At 58.2% G+C, this 21215-nt stretch carries 24 protein-coding genes; 18 read left to right on the top strand and 6 right to left on the bottom strand.

The genetic code is table 11. The features are described from left to right. The first annotated feature begins 4 nt into the window (after positions 1–4). The 7 genes from FHT84_RS10390 (at position 5) to FHT84_RS10360 (ending at position 6644) form a co-directional block, all read left to right on the top strand. Positions 5–1156, top strand: coding sequence for a glycosyltransferase family 4 protein (locus FHT84_RS10390; protein WP_112345579.1), 1152 nt, complete (start codon positions 5–7; stop codon positions 1154–1156). Continuing rightward, the gene (locus tag FHT84_RS10385) at positions 1153–2274 is read left to right on the top strand and encodes a glycosyltransferase (RefSeq protein WP_112345580.1); all 1122 of its coding nucleotides are present in this window, start codon (positions 1153–1155) and stop codon (positions 2272–2274) included. The genes FHT84_RS10390 and FHT84_RS10385 overlap by 4 nt, the downstream gene beginning before the upstream one ends. After that, positions 2271–3359: a glycosyltransferase gene (locus tag FHT84_RS10380; RefSeq protein ID WP_112345581.1), complete on the top strand. Its 1089-nt coding sequence runs from the start codon at positions 2271–2273 to the stop codon at positions 3357–3359. Before FHT84_RS10385 ends, FHT84_RS10380 begins: the two co-directional genes overlap by 4 nt. Beyond that, positions 3356–4459 (top strand): glycosyltransferase, encoded by a 1104-nt coding sequence (locus FHT84_RS10375; protein WP_112345582.1) that lies wholly within the window; start codon positions 3356–3358, stop codon positions 4457–4459. Before FHT84_RS10380 ends, FHT84_RS10375 begins: the two co-directional genes overlap by 4 nt. Positions 4460–4479: 20 nt before the next feature. Further along, positions 4480–5511 (top strand): UDP-glucuronic acid decarboxylase family protein, encoded by a 1032-nt coding sequence (locus FHT84_RS10370; protein ID WP_112345583.1) that lies wholly within the window; start codon positions 4480–4482, stop codon positions 5509–5511. Positions 5512–5513: 2 nt separating this feature from the next. Further along, positions 5514–6290, top strand: coding sequence for a TIGR04290 family methyltransferase (locus FHT84_RS10365; protein ID WP_112345584.1), 777 nt, complete (start codon positions 5514–5516; stop codon positions 6288–6290). 108 nt (positions 6291–6398) lie between these two features. Continuing rightward, positions 6399–6644 (top strand): hypothetical protein, encoded by a 246-nt coding sequence (locus tag FHT84_RS10360; RefSeq protein ID WP_245430544.1) that lies wholly within the window; start codon positions 6399–6401, stop codon positions 6642–6644. 239 nt (positions 6645–6883) lie between these two features. Here the strand turns inward: FHT84_RS10360 and FHT84_RS10355 are convergent, their stop codons facing one another. Then, the gene (locus FHT84_RS10355) at positions 6884–7117 is read right to left on the bottom strand and encodes a hypothetical protein (protein ID WP_112345586.1); all 234 of its coding nucleotides are present in this window, start codon (positions 7115–7117) and stop codon (positions 6884–6886) included. A gap of 947 nt (positions 7118–8064) precedes the next feature. On the opposite strand from FHT84_RS10355, the gene FHT84_RS10350 reads away from it, so the two are divergent. Further along, on the top strand, positions 8065–8511 hold the full coding sequence (locus FHT84_RS10350) for a hypothetical protein (RefSeq protein WP_112345904.1): 447 nt from the start codon (positions 8065–8067) through the stop codon (positions 8509–8511). A 218-nt stretch (positions 8512–8729) separates the two neighbouring features. On the opposite strand, the gene FHT84_RS10345 is transcribed toward FHT84_RS10350, so the two are convergent. Then, positions 8730–9053: a DUF1236 domain-containing protein gene (locus tag FHT84_RS10345; protein ID WP_112345588.1), complete on the bottom strand. Its 324-nt coding sequence runs from the start codon at positions 9051–9053 to the stop codon at positions 8730–8732. Positions 9054–9144: 91 nt separating this feature from the next. On the opposite strand from FHT84_RS10345, the gene FHT84_RS10340 reads away from it, so the two are divergent. Beyond that, positions 9145–9477 carry a hypothetical protein gene (locus FHT84_RS10340; RefSeq protein ID WP_245430527.1) on the top strand — a complete coding sequence of 111 codons (333 nt, stop codon included), beginning with the start codon at positions 9145–9147 and terminating at the stop codon, positions 9475–9477. A gap of 87 nt (positions 9478–9564) precedes the next feature. Here the strand turns inward: FHT84_RS10340 and gcvA are convergent, their stop codons facing one another. Continuing rightward, positions 9565–10461 carry a transcriptional regulator GcvA gene (gene gcvA / locus FHT84_RS10335; protein ID WP_112345590.1) on the bottom strand — a complete coding sequence of 299 codons (897 nt, stop codon included), beginning with the start codon at positions 10459–10461 and terminating at the stop codon, positions 9565–9567. A gap of 140 nt (positions 10462–10601) precedes the next feature. Here gcvA and FHT84_RS10330 point away from each other — a divergent pair, with 140 nt between their 5' ends. The 7 genes from FHT84_RS10330 to FHT84_RS10300 all read left to right on the top strand — a co-directional run bounded on the left by FHT84_RS10330 (position 10602) and on the right by FHT84_RS10300 (position 16878). After that, a complete protein-coding gene (locus FHT84_RS10330) occupies positions 10602–10868 on the top strand; it encodes a hypothetical protein (RefSeq protein ID WP_183762058.1) in 267 nt (88 codons plus the stop codon). A 12-nt stretch (positions 10869–10880) separates the two neighbouring features. Next, positions 10881–11333 carry a VOC family protein gene (locus tag FHT84_RS10325; protein ID WP_112345592.1) on the top strand — a complete coding sequence of 151 codons (453 nt, stop codon included), beginning with the start codon at positions 10881–10883 and terminating at the stop codon, positions 11331–11333. 295 nt (positions 11334–11628) lie between these two features. Further along, the gene (locus FHT84_RS10320) at positions 11629–12648 is read left to right on the top strand and encodes an AraC family transcriptional regulator (protein ID WP_112345593.1); all 1020 of its coding nucleotides are present in this window, start codon (positions 11629–11631) and stop codon (positions 12646–12648) included. A gap of 85 nt (positions 12649–12733) precedes the next feature. After that, positions 12734–13828, top strand: a complete 1095-nt coding sequence (locus FHT84_RS10315) for an efflux RND transporter periplasmic adaptor subunit (protein WP_145644823.1) — start codon at positions 12734–12736, stop codon at positions 13826–13828. After that, a complete protein-coding gene (locus FHT84_RS10310; RefSeq protein ID WP_112345595.1) occupies positions 13825–14535 on the top strand; it encodes an ABC transporter ATP-binding protein in 711 nt (236 codons plus the stop codon). Before FHT84_RS10315 ends, FHT84_RS10310 begins: the two co-directional genes overlap by 4 nt. Continuing rightward, complete coding sequence (locus FHT84_RS10305; RefSeq protein ID WP_112345596.1) at positions 14532–15674, top strand: ABC transporter permease; 1143 nt, start codon at positions 14532–14534, stop codon at positions 15672–15674. The genes FHT84_RS10310 and FHT84_RS10305 overlap by 4 nt, the downstream gene beginning before the upstream one ends. 4 nt (positions 15675–15678) lie before the next feature. After that, entirely contained in the window at positions 15679–16878 is a 1200-nt protein-coding gene (locus FHT84_RS10300; RefSeq protein WP_145644824.1) for an ABC transporter permease, read from the top strand. A 36-nt stretch (positions 16879–16914) separates the two neighbouring features. Here FHT84_RS10300 and FHT84_RS10295 read toward each other — a convergent pair whose 3' ends face one another. Further along, a complete protein-coding gene (locus tag FHT84_RS10295; protein WP_112345598.1) occupies positions 16915–17238 on the bottom strand; it encodes a hypothetical protein in 324 nt (107 codons plus the stop codon). A 408-nt stretch (positions 17239–17646) separates the two neighbouring features. Between FHT84_RS10295 and FHT84_RS10290 the strand changes: the two genes are divergently transcribed. Then, on the top strand, positions 17647–18144 hold the full coding sequence (locus FHT84_RS10290) for a hypothetical protein (protein ID WP_112345599.1): 498 nt from the start codon (positions 17647–17649) through the stop codon (positions 18142–18144). Here FHT84_RS10290 and FHT84_RS10285 read toward each other — a convergent pair. Both FHT84_RS10285 and FHT84_RS10280 read right to left on the bottom strand, forming a co-directional pair. Then, on the bottom strand, positions 18138–18782 hold the full coding sequence (locus FHT84_RS10285) for a response regulator transcription factor (protein ID WP_112345600.1): 645 nt from the start codon (positions 18780–18782) through the stop codon (positions 18138–18140). The two genes, FHT84_RS10290 and FHT84_RS10285, sit on opposite strands and share 7 nt — an antisense overlap. After that, positions 18779–20212: a sensor histidine kinase gene (locus FHT84_RS10280; RefSeq protein ID WP_112345601.1), complete on the bottom strand. Its 1434-nt coding sequence runs from the start codon at positions 20210–20212 to the stop codon at positions 18779–18781. Before FHT84_RS10280 ends, FHT84_RS10285 begins: the two co-directional genes overlap by 4 nt. Before the next feature lie 277 nt (positions 20213–20489). Between FHT84_RS10280 and FHT84_RS10275 the strand changes: the two genes are divergently transcribed. Continuing rightward, positions 20490–21161: a hypothetical protein gene (locus tag FHT84_RS10275; protein WP_112345602.1), complete on the top strand. Its 672-nt coding sequence runs from the start codon at positions 20490–20492 to the stop codon at positions 21159–21161. The last annotated feature ends 54 nt before the right edge of the window (positions 21162–21215 follow it).

Below are 21215 nucleotides of genomic sequence, written 5' to 3'. Positions count from 1 at the left end.
GGCAATGAGTGTCAATCAAAGCAATTTGGCGCATGCGCAAGGCTATCAGTTCGACCCTGCCAGGCCACACACCGTTCTGATGACCATAGACGCTGTCGGCGGCGTGTGGAGATATGCCATGGATCTCGCCAGGGGATTACAGCAATTCGGCGTCACCACGGTGTTTGCCGGGTTGGGGCCGTCGCCTTCATCCGAACAGCAGCGGGAAGCCCTTGCGCTCGGACCGATGACATGGCTGGACGCGCCGCTGGATTGGATGGCGGCAAACGAAGATGAGCTCGATATCATTCCCGACCTTCTCAGGCGGCTTATCGACCGGCATTCTCCAGATTTGCTTCATCTCAATCTTCCCTCGCAAGCCGCCGGTCTCGATGTCGATCTGCCCGTTGTCGTTGTTTCGCATTCGTGCGTCGTGACCTGGTTCCAATCCGTACGTGGCATCGGCGTTCCCGATCCATGGAGATGGCAATTCTCGCGCAACCGGCGCGGCTTCGATCGCGCCGATATCGTCGTTGCGCCGAGCCATAGCCACGCGCATGCGCTTCGAACGTGCTATGGGCCGATTTCCCATTTGAAGGTCGTCCATAACTCAAGCGAACTCCCCGCGCGGTCAACTCCGAAGGGGAATTTTGCCCTGGCGGTTGGCCGATGGTGGGATGATGGCAAGAATGGTGCAGTATTGGATCAGGCCGCAGGTCTCTCTCGATCAAAAATACTGATGGCAGGGCCTGTCGACGGGCCGTCCGGTCAGCATTTTTTCGTCGAGCATGCCGCCCAGCTAGGGGAGATGCCTCATCAAGACATTGCCGCTCTGATGGCTGAGGCCGGTATCGTCGTCTCGCCCTCTCTCTACGAACCCTTCGGGCTTGCCGCGCTTGAGGGAGCCCGTTCGGGAGCTGCTCTCGTTTTGGCGGATATCGCGACCTATCGCGAACTTTGGGACGAGGCCGCACTTTTTGTGGATCCGCACGATCCCGCCGGCTTCGCCAATGCGATCGATCTGCTGTCGCACGACGAGCAATTGCGGAAAACGAAGGCTCGATCGGCACAAAATCGATCGCGGGGCTACTCGCTCGACCATCAATGCCGGTCGCTGCTGAGCGTTTATGCAAGCGCCATGCAGCATGCCGATGAGAGGGAGGCGATGCATCCATGAAATTTGTATTCTACACGCATTCTCTGGTGTCGGATTGGAACCATGGCAATGCGCATTTCCTGCGCGGGATCATGCGCGAGCTCCTGAAGCGCGGACATAGTGCCATCGCTATTGAGCCTTCCGATTCCTGGAGCCGCCGTAATCTCCTCATGGATCAGGGGCCGCAGGCGCTGGAAACTTTCCGTCGCACATTCCCGCAGCTGACGTCGCTATCCTACGACAGCGCCTTCGACCATGAGGAAGCGATCAGCGACGCAGACGTCGTTGTCGTTCACGAGTGGACAGATCCCGCGCTCGTCAAGCGGCTCGGCAGAGCCAGGCGCATCGGCGGGCGCTTCACACTCATCTTTCATGACACCCATCATCGTGCCGTCTCCGCACGGAGTGAAATCGCAGGGCTTGATCTTGAGGATTATGACCTCATTCTCGCCTTCGGCGAGACGCTGCGTCAGCGTTATCTCAAGGCAGGGTGGGGGACCAATGTCTTTACCTGGCACGAGGCGGCCGACGCGGCGTTGTTCAGGCCGATACCCGAGGTAGAAAAGACCGGCGATCTCATATGGATCGGTAATTGGGGCGATGATGAACGCAGTGCCGAGATCGGCCGCTTTCTGATCGACCCTGCCAGCCGCATCGGGAAAGACGCACTGACGACTAGCGTGCGAGGTGTGCGCTATCCTCCGGCAGCGCTCGAGGCTTTGCGCAAAGCCGGCATCAACTACGGCGGCTGGATCGCCAATGCCGACGTGCCGCGGGCATTTGCCGAAAACCGGGTGACTGTGCATATTCCCCGCCGTCCCTATGTTGAATCCCTGCCGGGCATTCCGACGATACGTGTCTTCGAGGCGCTCGCCTGCGGGATTCCGCTGATATCCGCGCCATGGGACGATTGCGAGGAGCTTTTCCGGCCTGGCGAGGATTTTCTCATCGCCAGAACTGGCGACGAAATGACCCGCCTCGTTCGTGATGTCCTTTCGGACCAGGCGCTCGCCGATGCGCTGATTGCATCTGGCCTGGAGCGCATTCGCACGCGGCATACCTGCAGCCATCGCGTGGATGAACTTCTGAAAATTCTGGATCAGGGCAATGCAACGGGTCGGCAGGAGGTTGCGGAATGAAGATCGCGTTCTACGGCTCGAGCCTCCTTTCGGCTTATTGGAACGGTGCGGCGACCTATTATCGCGGCTTGCTGAAAGCATTGGCGGCGAGGGGTTACCGCATCACTTTCTACGAGCCGGATGTCTATCAGCGCCAAGAGCACCGGGATATCGACCCGCCCGAGTGGTGCGAGGTCGTCGTCTATGATGGGACGATCGCCGCCCTGAGGAAGGTTGCGGTCGAGGCGGCCCTTGCCGATGTTGTCATCAAGACGAGCGGCGTCGGCTTCGAGGACGATCTGCTTTTGCGGGAGGTCATGACGGCTGCGCGCCCGGAAGCGCTGAAAATTTTCTGGGATGTGGACGCGCCGGCGACCCTTGCCGAAATGCGGACCTCCGCGGAACATCCGCTTCGCCAAGCCCTTGGGAGCCTTGATCTCGTTTTGACCTATGGCGGCGGGGAACCCGTCGTAAAACAATACCTTCTGCTGGGGGCGACCGCATGCATTCCCATCTACAATGCGCTCGATCCGCAGACCCATCATCCCGTCATCGCCGATCATCGTTTCGAGGCCGCCCTAGGCTTTCTTGGCAACCGTCTGCCTGATCGAGAGCGCCGCGTCGAAAGTTTTTTTCTCGAACCGGCCGCAGCCATGCCCACGCACCGCTTCCTCCTGGGTGGCGCGGGCTGGGACGACAAGCCGATGCCGGGCAATGTCCGCTATATCGGGCACGTGCCCACCCGCGATCACAATGCCTTCAACGTGACGCCGAGAGCAGTGCTCAACATCTCGCGCGAGAGCATGGCCGACAACGGCTTTTCACCTGCCACGCGGGTGTTCGAAGCAGCGGGCGCCGGTGCCTGCCTGATTACAGATTATTGGGAAGGAATTGACCATTTTCTGACGTCGAACGAGGAGGTGTTCGTCGCGCGCGACGGTCAGGACGTGCGCGAAATCCTGTCCGGTCTGACGGCGGAGCATGCGGCAGCGGTCGGCCGGAGGGCGCTTGCGAAGGTGCTTGGCGAGCACACTTACCGGCATCGAGCCGTCGAAGTCGATCAACTCTTGCGGTCTCGTTTCGCAAGCAAGGAGGCTGCCGAATGAGCCGTGCCCTCGACATCGTCGTTCTCGGCCTCACCTTGTCCTCTTCCTGGGGCAATGGTCACGCCACGACGTACCGCTCCTTGATCAGAGGTCTCCATGCCGAGGGCCACAATGTTCTTTTCCTGGAGCGGGACGTCCCCTGGTATGCTGCCCAACGGGATCTTCTCGATCCGGAGTTCTGCGAACTTTCTTACTATGACGGGATCGATGAGCTCAAAAATCGTTTCAGTCAGCGATTGACCGCCGCTGATGCCGTCATCATCGGCTCCTATGTGCCGGATGGAGTAGCAGTGATCGATACTGTTGCCGCCTTAGATCCTTCGCTCCTGTGCTTTTACGACATCGACACGCCCGTCACGCTTGCAAAACTCGGACAGGGCGACCAGGAATACATTGCCGGACGTCAGATGGCGCTGTTCGATATCTATCTGTCTTTTTCGGGAGGAGGCGTCCTCGACCGGCTGATGACAGAGTTCGGCGTCTCGCGTGCCGAAGCTCTCTATTGCTCTGTGGACGAGCGGCGTTACAGGAATACAGGCGAAACGCCCTATTGGGATCTCGGCTATCTTGGCACCTACAGTCCCGACCGGCAGGAGAAACTGCAGATGCTCTTGATAGAGCCGGCACGGCAGTTGCCGCATTTGCGGTTTGTCGTCGCCGGGTCGCAATTTCCCACTGATATCGACTGGCCCGAGAATGTAACCCGCATCGAACATCTTGCGCCCACCGATCATCCGTCCTTCTACAGCCGGCAAAGATTCACGCTCAACATCACGCGATCCGATATGATCGAGGCGGGTTGGTCGCCCAGCGTGCGTCTTTTCGAGGCTGCTGCCTGCGGCACGCCGATCATTAGCGATTTCTGGCGCGGCCTCGATGAGCTTTTCCCGCAGGATCGCTCCATCTTGATCGCGCATGACACCGCAGACGTGGTCGGTGCGCTGACCGGCGTTTCAGAGGAAGCGAGGCGCGGAATAGCCAATCTCGCGCATCGCATCGTTCATGGCGAGCACACCGGCCGTGTTCGCGCCCGGCAACTGGTGAACATGCTGTCAGAGAGTCTGCCGGAAAATCGAGCAGGGCGACGTGCTTTCGTGTAGCAACCCAGAGGAGAAATTGCATGCGGCAGGTAATCAAAAAGAATATTCTCGTCGCTGGAGGCGCCGGTTTTGTCGGCTCTCACCTTTGCGATGCGTTGATCGCCGGAGGCCATAAGGTCATTTGCGTTGACAGCTTTCTGACCAGTACCCCCGATAATATCAAGGCCTTGCAAAATCATCCCGATTTCACGCTCATCGAGCATGACATATGCGAGGAGCTGCAGGTTGCCGAGCCGCTTCACCAGATCTACAACCTGGCATGTCCTGCGTCTCCTGCCTTCTATCAGGCTGACCCTATTCACACGATGATGACCAGCGTGGCCGGAACCGGCAATCTGCTCAAGCTTGCCGAGCACCATGCTGCCTCTTTCCTGCAGGCCTCCACGAGCGAGGTTTACGGTGATCCGCAAGAGCATCCTCAGCAGGAAGATTATTGGGGTCACGTCAACTGCATCGGGCCGCGTGCATGTTACGACGAAGGGAAGCGCGCAGCAGAGGCGCTTTGTTTCGACAGTGTGCGCACGGGCTGTGTCGACGCCCGCGTGGTGCGCATCTTTAATACATACGGCCCTCGCATGCAGCCGAACGACGGCCGCATCGTTTCCAATTTCATCGTCCAGGCGCTGCAACATGAACCATTGACAATCTATGGAGACGGCGACCAGACCAGATCCTTCTGCTATGTGTCCGATCTGGTGGACGGGCTGATCCGCTCGATGAATGTGCAGCCAAACGCCGGCTTGCCCATCAATCTCGGCAATCCCGGGGAGTTCATGGTTCACGAGCTTGCGCAAATGATCCTGAAGATGGTGCCCACGAGCTCAAGCATCGTTTACCGGCCGTTGCCTACCGATGACCCGCAGCGTCGACGGCCTGATATACTCAGGGCAAAGCAGCTCCTGTCCTGGGAACCGAAGGTCCATCTCGCGGAAGGCTTGGAATATACCATTGCCTGGTTTCGCCAAGTGCTTCACGAACCACAATTTGTCCGACGGACAAACCGCAAGGCTACGCCGATCCGGCGTCCGACGGGCATTTCACTCGGAGCGTGACCATGCAAAACCAAGAGGAGTTGCAGCGTCGGATTATCGAACTGGCGCCATGGTTTCATAACCTGCGCATAAAGGGTGTCGAAACAGCTCCCGATCATTTTCTCGGGGACTATCCAAGTTTCAAGTGGCGTCGCTTCAAGGATGTCATTCCTCGGGATCTGACAGGCAGAACTGTTCTCGATATCGGCTGCAATGCCGGGTTTTACTCGCTGGAAATGAAACGGCGCAATGCGGATCGTGTGGTGGCAATCGATACGGATCCGCATTATCTGCGGCAAGCCGTCTTCGCGGCAACGCAGGCCGAGGTGGATATCGACTTCAGGCAAATGTCCGTATACGAGGTCGCGCAATTGCACGAGAAGTTTGACCTCGTCCTTTTCATGGGCGTCCTCTACCATTTGCGTCACCCGCTATTGGCTCTTGATCTGCTTCGTGAGCATGTCGTCAAAGACCTGATGCTGTTTCAATGCATGCAGCGAGGCGTGGACGAAACACCGGAGCTGAAAGACGATTACGACTTCGCGGAGCGGGAGATTTTCAACCGCCCCGATTATCCAAAATTGTTCTTCGTCGAAAACCGCTACGCCGGGGATCCGACAAACTGGTTCATACCGAACAAGGCGGCGACCGAGGCGATGCTACGTAGCGCAGGTTTTACGATGCTGGAAAATCCAGAGCCGGAAGTATATCTGCTGCGATGCAGCGCCCGTCATTATATGGCGGAGAAACCACCTGGCATTTGCGCCGTAGACCGATCTGATGACAAAAGAGGATCATAAAGTGCCCGGGAACATTGCAGCACGTGGGTTGTTTGGCGGAGGATCGAGATACCGGAAAAGCGATGAACATGCAGGCCTGATATGGCAATGAATGATGGGAATACCGCCATGCCTAAGTCGAACAATCCAGGTGAAAAGAGTAGGGGCGATCCCGCGCAGGATGCAAAGGGTCAATCCCGAAGACTGCTGAAAAGCAGCCGCAATAACGGTGTGGCAAGCGCCAAGCCGACTGTCATCACGGGGTCCGACGACGCGACCGTCAACAAAAAGCCTCCCGGCACAACAAAACCAGAGAAAGATTGGGATCTCAATTATGATCCGCGTGAAATGAACGAGGGCAAGTATCGCGGCTGAGACCGGTTCCAAGGCCGGCATGTAAGCGCGTGTGGGGTTCTATCTTCCGCCATAAACCAACTTCACGACACGTGATAATGGTTGGAACCCTGTGCACTCACGCTGATCAAGCATTCCATCATGCATGGTTGTCTGGATGACGCGGACCGTTTCTACCCGATGTGGTTTGAACAGTTGGGTTCGCTGTTCGCTTTCTAGATTATGTGGGCGCCTCACACTCCGACAGCACGTTGAACGTATTACTTATGTTTCTTGTGTTGTCCGCTTCTTTGATTGACGCCTCGCAACATCGCGCGGTCTTCAGTTTGAATCTCGGGGCTCGAACGCAGTCGCGTGCTTTCAGCTTCTCTCCTGCGCTCTTCGGGGGATTTCTTCAAATCCAGGCCGGCATTGAAATCATCTCCCGCATTGGAGGTGTCTTCCCGCTTTTCGATGACATGTATTTGCTGCTGGTGGGTTTTTTGTCCAACCATCGCTATACCTCATTGTTTCTGAGTTTCTGACGGATTTCGGCACCACCGCGTTTCGTCTTTTGTAGCCAAACACCTTGCGGTGAATGCTAAAACGCCTCTCTTGCGCCTCGGGCTCAATGCGCGTTCGAGAGCATGATCGTGCCATTCAATAACCATTCGACGAGAACCAGTAAGGCAATGATGCAAAACCCGATCACGATAAAATATCCGGCTCGCCGTTTGCTCCTTTTCTGCGAGGGACTATCGCTCGGAGATACGATCGGGTCATTTCTATCCCGATCCTTTTCTTCGTCATTCTGCATCATCACCATGTTCCTCTGCTGCCTTCTAACCGTTGGAGCGGAGAAATGTTCCTTCTGTTGGTAGGTCGCACTCGACCCAAATAGGCAGTCGGCAGTTGCGGACGTCAAAATCTAGATGATGGCTCGTGCGGGTGAGAGAAAATCGCGCGGGCGAGATGGTGCAAGCCCCTGTGATTGCGCGTTTTTTTGACCTGCGACGAGGAGAACGCCATCAACGATAAGTTCGGTTCGGAGGACTGGCCACGGCGATAGCTGTGAAGATCTTTGAACGAAAGTCCCACCGAGTTGGATCGCGCGGGTTTGGTCGAACGATTTTGAAGGGATCTGGAATTTGATCGGAACATTTGGTCATCGCTGCGGTTAGGAACCACTGGGATTCCGATCTCCGATCCGATCGGATGATAGGGACTACCGCGATGCAGATCGGAAGTTTCGGGGACATGTATCGTGCTGAACTTCAGGAGCTCACCAGTGCCGGAAAGCAATTGGTCGATTCGTGGCTGGCGAATGCCGAGACTGCATCGCATCCGCCGTTCAAGAACGCTTGTCCACCTCGGGCACAAACCGGATCGAATGATCTCGTCGGAACCCCTCTCAAACTTGGAATGTCGCGAATGGACGGATATCGTCCGAAAGGAGCCTTCGATGAAACACCATGCCCTTCAAGAAATTCGGACCCGCGCCAACGTTAACCTCGAATATCGGCACGCGCTGCCTGCGACGCGCCGCGACCGCCTTGAGCGGTGGGCGGAGCTCCTCGAACGCCGCGGGCAACAAGCACTCTCGACGTTGCATGAAACGGAATTTCAGCCCGCCAGAGAGCGTGCGATCATGCGCGCTGACGATTCGCCGCTGTCGGTGGCATTTGCCGACCCCGTCCTGCGGGCAGCCGGGCTCAATGACGACACCTATGGCGAAATCAAGCAATTCTTCGGGCTGAGTCACAATCAGCTGCATAAGCTCGTCTGTTATTGTCACTTCGGAGCCACGATTAATGCCTCGGTAGCCGCCCATAGCGTTCGTGCGTTGATTGCTGCAGGCGATCGACCGGGCATTCTTGCCAGGCTGCGTGGGATGTTTCGCGATAGATAAAAATCCTTCGCTTCACGTTATGAGCGACGAGAAGCCGACACGGCGCAGCGATGTCGCCGTGTCGAAGGCGTCGCGATCACGTCTCAAACAGAGAGCAAGGGATATCCACAACCGTTGCCGCTTTCGAGCATGGTGATACCTATGACTGACAGCTGCGACTACCGGACCGCATTTTGCCGATAAAAGGCGCCGCAATCAACAGGTGCATACATGAGCGATCATTTGACGATTTCGATAATCTTATGAGTGTGAGGATTTACGATAACTCTCTTCTTGTTGATGATGGTGTAGGCATAGTCACTATTGCTTGGCACAGGATATACCTCGACGGAACTCGGCAACGCGCTACCAACTGCGATATCGCCTTCGTAAGTTACTGATGGGACCTCTTGTCCTGTCACGTATGTCGTGACATCTCCGGGAACAACCACGGTTGATCCGCTGGTGTCGGAGCTGTCCGGAGTTACAACCACACTGCTTTGAGCAAAAACCGTTCCGGATGCGAAGAGTGCCGCACTCATAACAGCGAGCAATCTTTTCATAGCGACCTCCATTGATCTCTAAAAATTCCCAACTGTCGTGAACCGCGAATGTTCCTGATCAAATGGGTGAACTTGCGCGTCGCTTCGCTGCATGAGCACGGTGATCGGGCCGCGCCATCGAAACATCTGTCATTTTTCTGCACGTCTTATCGACGCATCGGCACAAAACATCGGCCGAGGAGTTTTCAGGAAAAGGAGATTCGATATGGCAGACAAAAAGCTCACCACCGGTTTGAATGATCGGCCAAAGGATGCCTCGATCGGCCAGACGGCCGAGGGTTTTCCCGATGACAGCGGAAGGCCTGTCGATGTCGCCGACGAGAAGATCAAGGCGACCAGGAATAAACTTTCCGACGATCCGCGGGAAAAACTGCTGAAAGAAGTCAGACAACAAGAGGATGCATCCCGATCCGGATCGGAATGATTGGAAAAACTAGCCCGCATTGGCATTAAATGTGGTTAGGCATCCACGAACGCTGCTGGCTAAGACCTTGGCATGGCAGACGCCCCGTCAAGGCCCGGTAGCCGACGTCATTTCGCTAAATAGCCAGTCGCGGAAGGATCTGACCTTTTTCAGCCGCATGGCGCCTTCAGGATAGACGACATAATAATTCCACCGCGATTTAAGCGCGAGATCGAAGGGGCGCACCAAGCGCCCGGCTGCGAGATCGTTCGAGACCAGCGCACTCCTGCCCAGCAATACCCCTTCGCCCTGGACGGCGGCTTGGACCGCATAGGCGGCCGAGTCGAATCGGACGCCACTATCGGGATTGATATCGTCCAATCCAGCGGCCTTGAGCCAGGTGGCCCAATCAATGCGGAAGTTGTCGTGAATAAGCCTATGATATCTCAAATCAGCGGGCGAGCAGAGAGGATGCTCGCCTTCAAGCAGCTCCGGACTGCAGACAGGAGAGACATCTTCCTCTGCCAGCATCTCCGAAACCACTCCGTCATAGTCGCCCTCTCCATAGCGGATTGCGATATCGATCCCGTCTCTCAGGAAGTCCGCGAACCCTCCCGAGGTGGAGAGACGCACATCGATGTCGCGGTTGGCGCGGTGAAACCGATGCAGTCGCGGAACAAGCCATCTTCCGGCAAACCCGTCCGACGTGCTGACATTGAGCACGCCTGATGATTTCGGCGCCGTAGCGGCGCTGGTTGCGATTCCTATTCGATCGAGAGCCGCGCCGATTTCGGCGGCATAAGCGATGCCCGCGGGTGTCAGCCGGACGGATCGCGTTCCTCGCTCGAACAGCAGGGTACCGAGCCTTTCCTCCAAGTTCCGGATGGCGCGGCTGATCGCCCCATGGGTCACATTCAGCTCCACGGCTGCTTTCGTAAAGCTCAAATGGCGAGCCGCAGCGTCAAAAGCCGGAAGAGTTGTCAAGGGTGGAAGCTGGCGCGGCATCGATTACCTGTGAGTGAAACTCACATATCCTGCACGAATATTCGGTTGTCGTCCAGCCACCTGGAGGGCAATCTTTGGCTATCAGCATCGCTTTTTAAGCGTGGCGTTCGTTGCCAATGCAATTCAAACAGGAGGTTACTGTGAGTGTTATTCATGCATATACTGAGATGGTCGATCGCGCGGCTCCCGCCTCCATCGGCTTGCCCATCGCGGCAATCAGATCCGCGCTCACCATGATCGCGCGGCGAACGGCCTGCCTGGTTGCCCATGTCCAGCATATGTGGGCGATGCGCCTCGTCACCCGTTTTTCGGCCCATCGTCTGCGCGATATCGGCTTTGAGCGAGATTGGGACGGGTCGCTGATCCGGGCCGATGGTGGCCCTGTGTCGGCGTGCAACGGTCAGTGAGGGAGCGTTGCCATGAAAATCTATCCCCATCTCTGGTTCAAGGCGCAGGCCGAAGAGGCCATGGCGTTTTACATGTCGGTGTTCAGGGACTCGAAACTCCAGGGGCGAATCGACCTTCCGGATCCTGAATTGTCGAGGGTTCGGTTTGAATTGGCCGGACTGCCAATCGCTGCCCTTAATGCCAATTCTCACGTACCCTACAATGAAGCATTCTCCTTCCAGATCGAAACGGCCGACCAGGCGGAAACTGACTATTATTGGAATGCGCTTACGGCCGGCGGCGGCGAGGAAAAGCCGTGCGGATGGCTAACCGACAAATTCGGCGTCTATTGGCAGGTCACGCCGACGATCCTTCTGGAAATGATCGCCGATGCCGACAGAAGCAAGGCGACGCGCGTGCTGCAGGCCATGTACAAAATGAAAAAGATCGTCATCGCGGACCTCGAGCGCGCCTATTACGCATAGCGGCATCTCCACTGCGCCGCGCCATGCGGTTCCAAGTAGACCGAGGTTTCCGTGAGGATCAGAAAACCAAACTCCCAACTGAGCGTCTGGAGCAATGGCTGCCCTGGACGCTAGCCGCGCTCGCGAGAATTCTCCGATAGCCCCGAGTTTGGTATACGGGGCGCCCGCGCTTGACCGGCAGCGGGCGTCAATCTATGGCAATGACACGGTACTGAAACGCGATCGAGGTCGTGCGAGGCGGCAGTTGCTGACATGATTTCATTCTATTGCTTTCGAGCTGCCGAGGGTGACCGTCATGCTTTTTATTCCATTTCCTTTCGCGGTCGCCATCGTGCTGCTCGTGTTGTTTGCCATGGTGGCCGGGCGGGATGACGAACGGCCGGCCAATCTGCCCTTTCTGACCCTTATCCTGGTCAGTGCTTTTCAGTCCGTGTTGTCCGGTTTGCGATGGGGGTACGGGATCCAGGCCGTCATGTATGCGGCCCCTTTGGTTGCGGCCACCATGCCGCCGCTGGTCTATGCGGGCGTGTTTCAGCTGGTCAAGAAGAGCGTGAGACCGCCTTTCCTGCGCATCGGCATCCATTGTCTGCCCGCGGTTCTTGTTCTGATATCGATGATCGTCTGGCGCGACGCGATCGATATCGTCCTCGTTCTTACCTTTATCGGTTATGCGATCGCCATATTGCGCCTGATGCGACCGGGAATGGACGCCCTTCGCCTTGCCGCGCTCGACGAAGCCAGGCCTGCCTATCATGCGATCCTGTTGGCGGCCGCTTCGCTGCTTCTTTCTGCGGCGCTTGATACGGTCGTGGCCCTCGATTTTATGTGGGCGCATGGTCAGTACACGCCGGCCCTCATTGTCGGTGGGAACCTGGTGGCGCTCATCATCTTGTCGGCCGCGGCCGCAGCTGCCAGCCGCAGCGGCGCGGCAAAGGAAGCGCCTGAGATCGCCGAAGCTTCAAAAGCGGATGCGGGCGATATCGAGACGATGGCTGCCGTTCAAGCGCTGATGTCGGAGAGGCGGCTCTACGAGGATCACGATCTGACCTTGAACAGACTGGCGCGCAAGGCCGGCCTCTCGGCGCGTCAGATTTCCGAAGCGATCAATCGGGCCACGGGGAAAAACGTCTCGCAATATGTCAACGAGTTTCGTATCGCCGCCGCCTGCAAGCTGCTGACCGAAACCGAGAAGTCGGTCATCGAGATCATGTATGCAGTCGGGTTTCAGACGAAGTCCAATTTCAATCGCGAGTTTCGGCGCGTGACCGAGGTCACGCCTCTGGAGTGGCGGAAGAAGACCCTGGCCGCCGCCTAGGGGGAAAAAGTACCAGATCGCGATCGAGTACGATCTGGAACGCGTTTGAGGTCGAGTTTTCGGGCGTCTCGTTCATGCTGGCGGCATGAACACGAACACCGAACAAAATCGCAAACTCGCCGAAACGCTCAGGTCATTATCCCTTGAGCCTTCGTTCCAAACAGCGGAGCCGCCGGTCAGGAAAAGCCGGCGACTTTTCCTCTCGAGTGTTCTGCTCGCCCTTGGCGTCGGTGCGGTCGCATTCTTCTGGCCGGATATCGCGCCACGCCTCAAAACCGCCCTCCAGCCGCCGCCGGCGATCACGACGCCAACCACCCAGGCGGCGTCCGGTATTGGCTCGCCCATCCCTTCAGCCAATTCGCTGAGACCGGCATCCGCGCCGGAGATAACCGGGTCCGGGTTTGTCGTCGCGCCGCGTATCGTGACGGTCTTTTCCAAATACGAGGGAGAGATCGCATCGGTGGGTGTGCGCGTCGGCGATCGCGTCGAAGCCGGGCAGGTTCTCGTTGGGATCGGCGATATCAGCGCTGACTTCTCACTCGAGCAAGCGAGGGCTGATCGCGATGCCGCCAAGCTTGTCCTTGACGGCAAGATCCTAGCGCTCAAGCAGGCCGAGAGCTCGCTGCAGCGCAATGCGGCGCTTTCAGCAAAGAACGCTGTCTCCGTCCAGACCGTTGAGGAGGCGCAAACCGCAAGGGATGCGGCGTTGAATGCAGTCGATCAGGCGCGCCAAGCTTATGCCAGAACGCAACTCGGCGTGAAGATCGCGCAGGAGCATGTCGACGCGTTGACCGTTAGAGCCCCGATTTCGGGTACGGTGACGCGGCTCGACGCCCGTGTCGGTGGCCGGGTTCTGGCCCGGGTGGACGGTATCAAGGAAAATGAAAGCCTGCTGACGATTACCGATACCAAAAGCATGGTGATCGACGCCGACGTCGCCGAAACCAATATCGGCGAGCTTCGTCCGGGCCTTCGCGGCGAGGCCGTCCTCGACGGCTTTCCGGATAAGCCCTTCATGATCGAGATCCTGCAGGTTTGGCCGATCGCTTCGGCGGAAAAGGGCACGATCACGCTGCGCCTGGCGCTCCTCGATCCACCTGACGGCACCATGCCCAACATGGCCGCCCGCATTCGAATTTCGACCATTCCAGCACAACAGCCAGGAGACACTTCTCGATGACTGCTTCGACAAGCAACGAGCCGTATATCGTGCTCAACAATGTCAAGAAGGGATACAGGATCGGGACCGAGACCATCCCGATTTTTGCCGATCTCAATCTTGAGATAGCACAAGGCGAATTCGTCGCGATCATGGGGCCTTCCGGATCCGGGAAATCGACGCTGCTTAACATGCTGTCGGGCATAGACAGGCCGGATCAGGGCCGCCTGCGCATCGGGGTCAGCAATCTCGACCAAATGGGAGAGGCAGCCCGTTCGTCCTGGCGCGCCCATAACATGGGGATCGTTTTCCAGTTCTATAATCTCCTGCCGATGCTGAACGCGGCCGAGAACATCGAACTGCCGCTTCTCTTGAAGCCGCTCTCATCAAGGGAGCGCCGGGTCCGCGTCGACAAGGTCCTGGATCTGGTGGGACTTTCGGGTCGCCAGAAGCAGTATCCGAAGCTGATGTCGGGCGGCCAGCAGCAGCGTGTCGGCATCGCGCGCGCCATCGTCGCGGACCCGGCATTGCTGCTCTGCGACGAGCCCACGGGCGACCTCGACCGCCGGTCGGCGGACGAGGTGCTGGAAATGCTGCGCTTTCTGAACCGCGAGCTCGGCAAGACCATCATCATGGTGACCCACGACCCGCAGGCCGCAAGTTATGCCGGCCGAACGCTTCATCTCGACAAGGGCAGGTTCGTCGAAGAGCGGAGGGCCGACGCATAACATTCCTCGATCTCGTGCAAAAGAGCGCCTGGCGAAAGCCTTTGCGCACGATATTGCTGATGATAAGTGTCGCCACCGCCTTTCTCATCTACGGCCTGACGACGAGCTTCATCGACGGTAGCCAGGGCTCGTCGGCGGCGAGCGACGACATCCTCGGGGTCATGAGCGCGGCTGGCCGCGCCCAGCCGCTGCCGATTTCCTACCTGAACCGGATCGGCGCCGAGCTAGGTGTAGCCGCCGTCGGCTATATGTCGCGTTTGCGTGGCTTTGCGACGGTCGAAAAGAACATCATCGCTGTGAGTGCCGCCAATCCCGCGCGGCTTTACAGTTCGAACGGCAAGGAGCTCGGGCTAACGCCGGATCTGATCAGCGTGCTCGCCAGGGACCGCAGCACCGTCCTCGTCGGCCGGGCGCTTGCCGAGGCGCAAGGCTGGACCGTCGGCCAGAAGATCACTGTCACCAGCTTCGACATGGCAAAGCAGGATGGCAGCCGTGACTGGTCCTTTGAAATCGCCGGTATCTTCAATGGCGAGAACGCCTCGACCGACACCTATTTCGTCGTTGCCCAATACGACTATGTCAATGCGCTCAGAGCCCGCAACAAGGACACGGTCGACGCCTTCATCATCCGACCGCAGCCGGGTGTATCGGCCGCAGAGCTCGCCTCCGGGATCGATCAGCTGTTCGCCAATTCGGCGGCGCCGACACAGACCAGGTCGGAAAAGCAGTTCCTCGAGGCCTTTCTGCGCCAATATGCCGATATCGGATTGATCGTGAACATGGTCGTCGGGGCGGCATTCGTCACACTGCTGATGATCGTCGGCAACACCATGGTCTTTGCCATTCGCGAGCGCACCTTCGAGATCGGCGTTTTGAAAACCCTGGGCTTTTCCGGCTCCTGGATCATGGCGCTGATCCTCGGTGAAACATTCTTCATATTCGTGGTCGGCGGCACCATCGGCCTGCTATTTGCACTGCTTGCAACGGTCATCACGGGACCTGCGATCGGCCTCGTCTTTTCCCATGCGATTTTTGCAAGAGCCCTGGCGATCGTCACCCTGCTTGCGCTCGTAACCGGTGCCCTTCCGGCGCTCAACGCGCTCAGGATCCCGATCATTTCCGCATTCAGAACGAGGTAGATACATGTCCTCCAATGCCAGGCAAGCATTCGTCATGATCAGGGCAAATCTGTTCAGCCTGCCGCGACGCATCTCCATTTCCGCCTCGATGGTTCTTTCCGTGGCGCTCGTCGTCTGCGTTCTCGCGGGCTTCCTGGCCATGGCAAGAGGTTTCGAGACGGCCCTGCAAAGTGCCGGCTCCGCCTCCGTTGCGGTCGTCCTGGGTGGCGGCACCAACCAGGAGACCGGCTCCGATGTACCCGCCTCGGTCATTCGCACCCTGGGCGCAATGAACGACGATATCGGCGTGGCGCGAGACGCCAACGGCATGCCGATTTTCTCGCGTGAAATCGTCGTTGCCGTCGATACCAAATCGAACAGGTCGGAAGAGGGCCGGACCTTCGCTCTTCGCGGCATGGATCAGTCCGGTCCCTCCATCCGTGACCATATCGCCTTGTCGGCCGGCCGCCTGTTCACACCCGGCTCGCGCGAGATCGTCGTCGGGGACCGTCTCGCGCAGCAGTTCGGAATATCGATCGGCAGTACCTTGCGGCTCGGCACGGTCGGCTGGACGGTGGTCGGCTTGTTCTCGGCGCGAGGCAGTGCCTTCGAGTCCGAGATCTGGGCCGACCTCGACGCGGTTCGATCGGCCTTCGACCGGCAGGGGCAGGTCCAGAGCCTGCGCTTGCGGCTGTCCAATCCCGCCTTGTTGCCACGACTTCAGGCCAAGCTCGACACGATCAGGACCACGCCGCTTCGCGCTGTTGTCGAAGCCGACCTCTATACGGCGCAATCGGCCCGCACGGCCAGTCTCATCCGGCTGTTCGGCTGGCCGCTTGCGCTGTTGATGGCCGTTGGAGCGACCGCCGGTGCGCTCAATACGATGATGAATTCCGTGTCGGACCGTACCGTCGAGATCGCCACGGTTCGAGCGCTCGGCTTCAGCCGGATATCCGCGTTTCTCGGCACATGGATGGAGGCAGTCATGCTTGCCGCCCTTGGTGTGGCGGTCGGACTGCTGGCTTCGTGGCTGGCCTTCAATGGCTGGCAGGCAAGTACGGTTGGGACGAATGGCGCGCGTATGGCGTTCCAGCTCTCCGTGACCGGCGATGTCATGGCGACGGCCGGTCTGCTCGGACTTGCGATCGGCATTCTGGGCGGCGCCTTGCCGGCAACCGTTGCAAGCAGGCTTCCTTTGACTGCAGCCTTGCGATCACGCGGATAGGGTCTTGGCGCGACATGGCATGGTTTGACGAAAATCTCAGGCGGCTTGATCGCAACTGCTTTTCATGCTCCGTGTCGAGCAATATTCGAGTTCGATCTCGAGCAGCCTTGTTGCCTGGGCAAGGGCATCTTCCGCCTCCGCGAACAACAGCGATTTATCTCCTATTCTGGCCTCGCCATACCTCTGCGCGCGCAGCAGCACGAGCTCGGCCAGATCAATGCATTCCGGCGTCGGTTGGACGAGTTTCAGGCAATAACGAAGATTGACGGCAACCTCGATGGCAAATTCGGCGGCCGAGAAATCCAATATTGCGCCTGGCGGGGTTAAACGGGCCAGAAATATCCTCCATTGCTGGGTCATAATACTCCCCCATCGGACCGTTCGCGTAAGTGCTGCCGCACCGCGTGTGCCAATTTTTAAGAGACGTTATTGGGTCCCGACCACCGCATCCGCGTCGATAGAGTCCCGGCGAGCGCAGTCATATCGGCCGGGGAAAATTGCTTTCAATAATGCAACCACACAATTGGGCTTCGGTCGGTCTTCTTCTCCGACGTTGGTCTGATCCCACGTCGGCAAAAGGTCCCTGACGCGATTGCTGAAGTCCAAGCCGGGCTTTGTCCCGCGTGATAGAACTTGACCGCTCGCGGTGTTGCGACGATCTGATATGGAGATCGGAACTTGCCAATCGGCGATAGAGGGCGGCGCTTTCGCGCCAGGGGACGATGGCCGCCCGTCGCTTGAACGACTTCAAGCCTCAGGAGGCTACTGGTGTCATTGCGTCGAAAGCTTATTGCTGCCTTGCCATGCTTGTTGCTGACTTTCGTCAGCGCCGCGCTCCCTTACACCGTCAAAATCCATGGCGGTTCGGCGATATTTGCGCAGCAGATGGCGGAGGCCAAGGGCGGGAACGGCAATGGCGGTGGCAATGGTGGAGGCAATGGCGGAGGTAACGGAAACGGCGGAGGTAATGGAAACGGCGGCGGCAACAGCGGCAATGGAGGTAACGGCGGCGGTAACGGCAATGGCAATGGGAAAGGAAATGACAAGGGCCAGTCATCCAGTGCCAAGAGCGCGACGCAAAGCCAGGTCGATGCCGAGCAGTCCACCGACACGGGCAACGGCGCGATTACCGTTCGCCACAAGGATGGCATGAGCGAAAAGATACAGAGTGGACGTTATGTGATGCAGGATTCAAAGGGCCGCACAATCGTCAACCGCAATGCCACGATCGCCGATGAGCAGCGGCTCAAGTCCTTCCTTCACTGACGGCGCCTTTCAAGCTCGTCCCGGAACGCCATCGCCGCTTCCGTTCTATTGCTCACCTCAAGCTTGGTGAAGATCTGGGTCATGTGATGCTTGATGGTTTTCTCGTGCAGATCGAGCTTCAGGCCGATATGTTTGTTGCTCAATCCGGCTGAGGCCAATTCCAGCACCTCCCGTTCCCGATCCGTCAGCGTGTTGAAGGGATTTATTTGAGCGCTCGATCCGGTTTCCGAAATCAGGCGAGCCGATAGCGTCGGTGCGACATAGCTGTCGCCGGCGGCGATGCTGCGAATGATATCGGCTAGCATCCTGGATCCAACGCCCTTCAGCACATAGCCTTTCGCACCGCTCTTGAGCGCCGCCATCACGTCGTCGCTTGCCTCGGAGACCGTCAGCATCACGATCTTCTGGTTCGGTATCTGGGCGAGTATGAGAGGAATGGCGTCCAGCCCTCCTCCCGGCATGGAGATGTCGAGCAGCAGGATGTCCGGCCGGCACTCCGCCGCAATCCGCAACGCGTCCTCTCGGCTGCTTCCTTCGCCGACGACGCTAAATCCATCCATTTCAGTCAGACTTCGGATAACACCTTCCCTGAAAAGCGGGTGGTCATCGATGACTGCCAAGCTGATCGGAGCTGTCATGCCTGTTCCATTTCCTCGATGTTCAAAGACATTCGAACGGTTGTTCCACGGTTCGACGATAAAAGCTGAAACGTGCCGCCAAGGCTCTCGACCCGGTCCCTGAGGCCGGCGAGGCCGAGTTTTTGCGGGCCGACATCTTTCGGATCAAATCCCGGCCCTTCATCGGCGACCTCGATCACGATCTGGCCGTCTTCCAGGGATTGCACGACCTTTTGTCCGATCCCGCCGGCATGGCGATAGCCGTTGTTCAAGGCTTCTTGTACAAAGCGATAGATGCAGATCTTCGCCGAGGTGGAAAGGTCCGCCGGTATCGCGCCGACGGAGAGCGCGACGGTAACGCCGGTGCGCCGCTCATGGGCGCGGATTGCGCGCCCCAATAATCCGGGCAGATTATCCGTTTCGATGTGTGGCAGCATCAACCCGCCGCAGATGCCTCGGATCTCCGCCATCGCATCGTCGAGGCTGGCTTTGATGGTGCGCAGCGACGCCTCGCGTTCGTCCGGCGCAGTGGCGGGATTTGTCAGGGTCTGGCTATCCAGGCGCAGAGAGGCATAGGCGACCAACTGGGCAGGACCGTCATGCAGGTCGGCGCCGATGCGGCGCAAATAGCTCTCGTTGAGCGCGGCCGAGCGCTGTGTCGCCCGTTGAACGCGCGCGCGCAATGCCTCGTTCTGTCGAAGAAGCGTCGACAGTTCTCCGATACGGCCATTGAGCGCCTTGCGCTGATTGTCGATGGTGCGGCTGCCGCGCAGAACGATGATCGAGAGAAGCGCGAAGAATGTCAGTGTGAACAAGGCGACCACAAGCCAGCTCAACAGCCGCGCTTGTGTCAGGCTCCCCTCGAAGTCGTAGGCGACTTCGTAAAACTCGGAAACGGCGACGACCTTGCCCGACCAGGGCTGCAGCACCGGATTGTAGATTTCCAGCAGCGGTTTGCCGCTATTGCGCTCGGCAACGCTTTCCACATCGTCGAGCCGATTGAACTTGGCGACCATTTGGCCGGAGAAAGCGGTGTTGAGACTATCCGAGAGCGGAAACTGCTTGCCGGAAAGATTTTTGTCATTGGAATAAAGGATCGTCCCGTCGCTGCGCCACAGCCGGAATGAAAACAGCCGTGTCCCGAGCGCCCCCTGGCCGAGTGTCTCGTCAAGGGCCCGCGTTACCGTATCATCGAGAACCTGCGTGGTTTGCATATCGGGCAGAAGCGGGGCGATGACGCTGTCGACGTAAAGGGCTGTCGTCGCCGCTGAATTGCGCGTTACCGCGTTTTCGATCAGGCCCGCAACGAAGGAGCCGATGACGAGCATGGCACAGATCGCGACGAAGCCGCCGGCAAGCAGGAACTGTCTTGCCAAGGATTGAGAGTTCCAGCGTTCGATCAGACCTGCCAGAGATAGCTTGTGTGTACGATTTGCTCGCAGAACCGGCATAGTCAGCACTGATCTCCCAACCCCTTATAGCTATCCCAGCTGGATCGAGTGTCAACCGTTGCCCGTCCGCACCGGCCGGGTCGTCATCTGAAGATGGTAGCGCTATCCGGCCCATGCAATCTAAGGGACCATCGGGCGGGATCAATCGGACCATGGTCCTAATGCCCAAGGCATAAGTCCCACCAATGTAGAAACCTCGGAATTCAGCAATATTGTAGTGCGCATTGATTTTGCTGTCCGCTGTCCCGGACAACGGATTTTTTTGAAGGAAATGCGCATGAAAATCGGTTCTATCATCGGTACCGCAAGCCTCGGCCTGGTATTGGCGGTCGCTCCCATGGGAGGAACTGCCGTCGGCTTCATACAGACGGCATTCGCCAAGGGCGGCAATGGCGGCGGCAATGGAAATGGTGGCGGTAACGGCAATGGAAATGGCGGCAGTCATGGCCAGGGAAAATCCGACCACGCAAAGTCCGGTGACGACGATGCCAGCGACACTTCCGCGAATACGGCCACGGCCTCTGGCACTTCATCATCCTTGTTGGCACATCACCCCGACAAGCACTCCAAGTCCCATAGCGCAAGCGCAAAGACACATGTCTCGAAGCCCGGCCAAGGCAGCCTGAGTTCGCTCAAGAGAGATTACCACGCCTACTTGAATTCGAAGGACCCCAAGATGGCGGCGCTCTCAGCCTATGTGAGGGCATATGCAGAGTTCGAAATGCAATATGGAACGACGGCGGTGCCGACGGATCCCGCTCTCAGCGACAGCGCCTTGCGTTCGGCGCTGGCGCAGCTGTCGAACAAACCAGTGACGGACCAGACGTTTGCCGAGGCAAAGAGCATTCTCGGAGCCGGAACGGATACGGGAAAAATCGCAGAAGTGCGTGACGCACTGGAAAGGCAATCCACCGCCGCGTCTCAGAGCGATACCGAGATCGACGACTGAGGCGCTGCCATAGCGGATTTGCAGGATAAGCATATCGATTGCCGCGCGTCTGGC

It is taken from the genome of Rhizobium sp. BK289 (assembly GCF_014193575.1).
GTDB classification, from domain to species: Bacteria; Pseudomonadota; Alphaproteobacteria; order Rhizobiales; family Rhizobiaceae; genus Rhizobium; species Rhizobium tropici_C.
Note: the sequence above shows the minus strand (reverse complement) of the source record. Positions and strands in the feature narration are given on the sequence as shown.

What these genes read in the sequence shown, in the direction of transcription:
- FHT84_RS10385 (WP_112345580.1), top strand. Translation starts at nt 1,153, where the DNA reads ATGAAATTTGTATTCTACACGCATTCTCTGGTGTCGGATTGGAACCAT.
- FHT84_RS10285 (WP_112345600.1), bottom strand. Translation starts at nt 18,782, where the DNA reads ATGACAGCTCCGATCAGCTTGGCAGTCATCGATGACCACCCGCTTTTC.
- FHT84_RS10350 (WP_112345904.1), top strand. Translation starts at nt 8,065, where the DNA reads ATGAAACACCATGCCCTTCAAGAAATTCGGACCCGCGCCAACGTTAAC.
- FHT84_RS10300 (WP_145644824.1), top strand. Translation starts at nt 15,679, where the DNA reads ATGTCCTCCAATGCCAGGCAAGCATTCGTCATGATCAGGGCAAATCTG.
- FHT84_RS10360 (WP_245430544.1), top strand. Translation starts at nt 6,399, where the DNA reads ATGCCTAAGTCGAACAATCCAGGTGAAAAGAGTAGGGGCGATCCCGCG.
- FHT84_RS10345 (WP_112345588.1), bottom strand. Translation starts at nt 9,053, where the DNA reads ATGAAAAGATTGCTCGCTGTTATGAGTGCGGCACTCTTCGCATCCGGA.
- FHT84_RS10355 (WP_112345586.1), bottom strand. Translation starts at nt 7,117, where the DNA reads ATGGTTGGACAAAAAACCCACCAGCAGCAAATACATGTCATCGAAAAG.
- gcvA (WP_112345590.1), bottom strand. Translation starts at nt 10,461, where the DNA reads ATGCCGCGCCAGCTTCCACCCTTGACAACTCTTCCGGCTTTTGACGCT.
- FHT84_RS10275 (WP_112345602.1), top strand. Translation starts at nt 20,490, where the DNA reads ATGAAAATCGGTTCTATCATCGGTACCGCAAGCCTCGGCCTGGTATTG.
- FHT84_RS10375 (WP_112345582.1), top strand. Translation starts at nt 3,356, where the DNA reads ATGAGCCGTGCCCTCGACATCGTCGTTCTCGGCCTCACCTTGTCCTCT.
- FHT84_RS10340 (WP_245430527.1), top strand. Translation starts at nt 9,145, where the DNA reads ATGAGCACGGTGATCGGGCCGCGCCATCGAAACATCTGTCATTTTTCT.
- FHT84_RS10295 (WP_112345598.1), bottom strand. Translation starts at nt 17,238, where the DNA reads ATGACCCAGCAATGGAGGATATTTCTGGCCCGTTTAACCCCGCCAGGC.
- FHT84_RS10370 (WP_112345583.1), top strand. Translation starts at nt 4,480, where the DNA reads ATGCGGCAGGTAATCAAAAAGAATATTCTCGTCGCTGGAGGCGCCGGT.
- FHT84_RS10365 (WP_112345584.1), top strand. Translation starts at nt 5,514, where the DNA reads ATGCAAAACCAAGAGGAGTTGCAGCGTCGGATTATCGAACTGGCGCCA.
- FHT84_RS10380 (WP_112345581.1), top strand. Translation starts at nt 2,271, where the DNA reads ATGAAGATCGCGTTCTACGGCTCGAGCCTCCTTTCGGCTTATTGGAAC.
- FHT84_RS10280 (WP_112345601.1), bottom strand. Translation starts at nt 20,212, where the DNA reads ATGCCGGTTCTGCGAGCAAATCGTACACACAAGCTATCTCTGGCAGGT.
- FHT84_RS10310 (WP_112345595.1), top strand. Translation starts at nt 13,825, where the DNA reads ATGACTGCTTCGACAAGCAACGAGCCGTATATCGTGCTCAACAATGTC.
- FHT84_RS10390 (WP_112345579.1), top strand. Translation starts at nt 5, where the DNA reads ATGAGTGTCAATCAAAGCAATTTGGCGCATGCGCAAGGCTATCAGTTC.
- FHT84_RS10320 (WP_112345593.1), top strand. Translation starts at nt 11,629, where the DNA reads ATGCTTTTTATTCCATTTCCTTTCGCGGTCGCCATCGTGCTGCTCGTG.
- FHT84_RS10315 (WP_145644823.1), top strand. Translation starts at nt 12,734, where the DNA reads ATGAACACGAACACCGAACAAAATCGCAAACTCGCCGAAACGCTCAGG.
- FHT84_RS10325 (WP_112345592.1), top strand. Translation starts at nt 10,881, where the DNA reads ATGAAAATCTATCCCCATCTCTGGTTCAAGGCGCAGGCCGAAGAGGCC.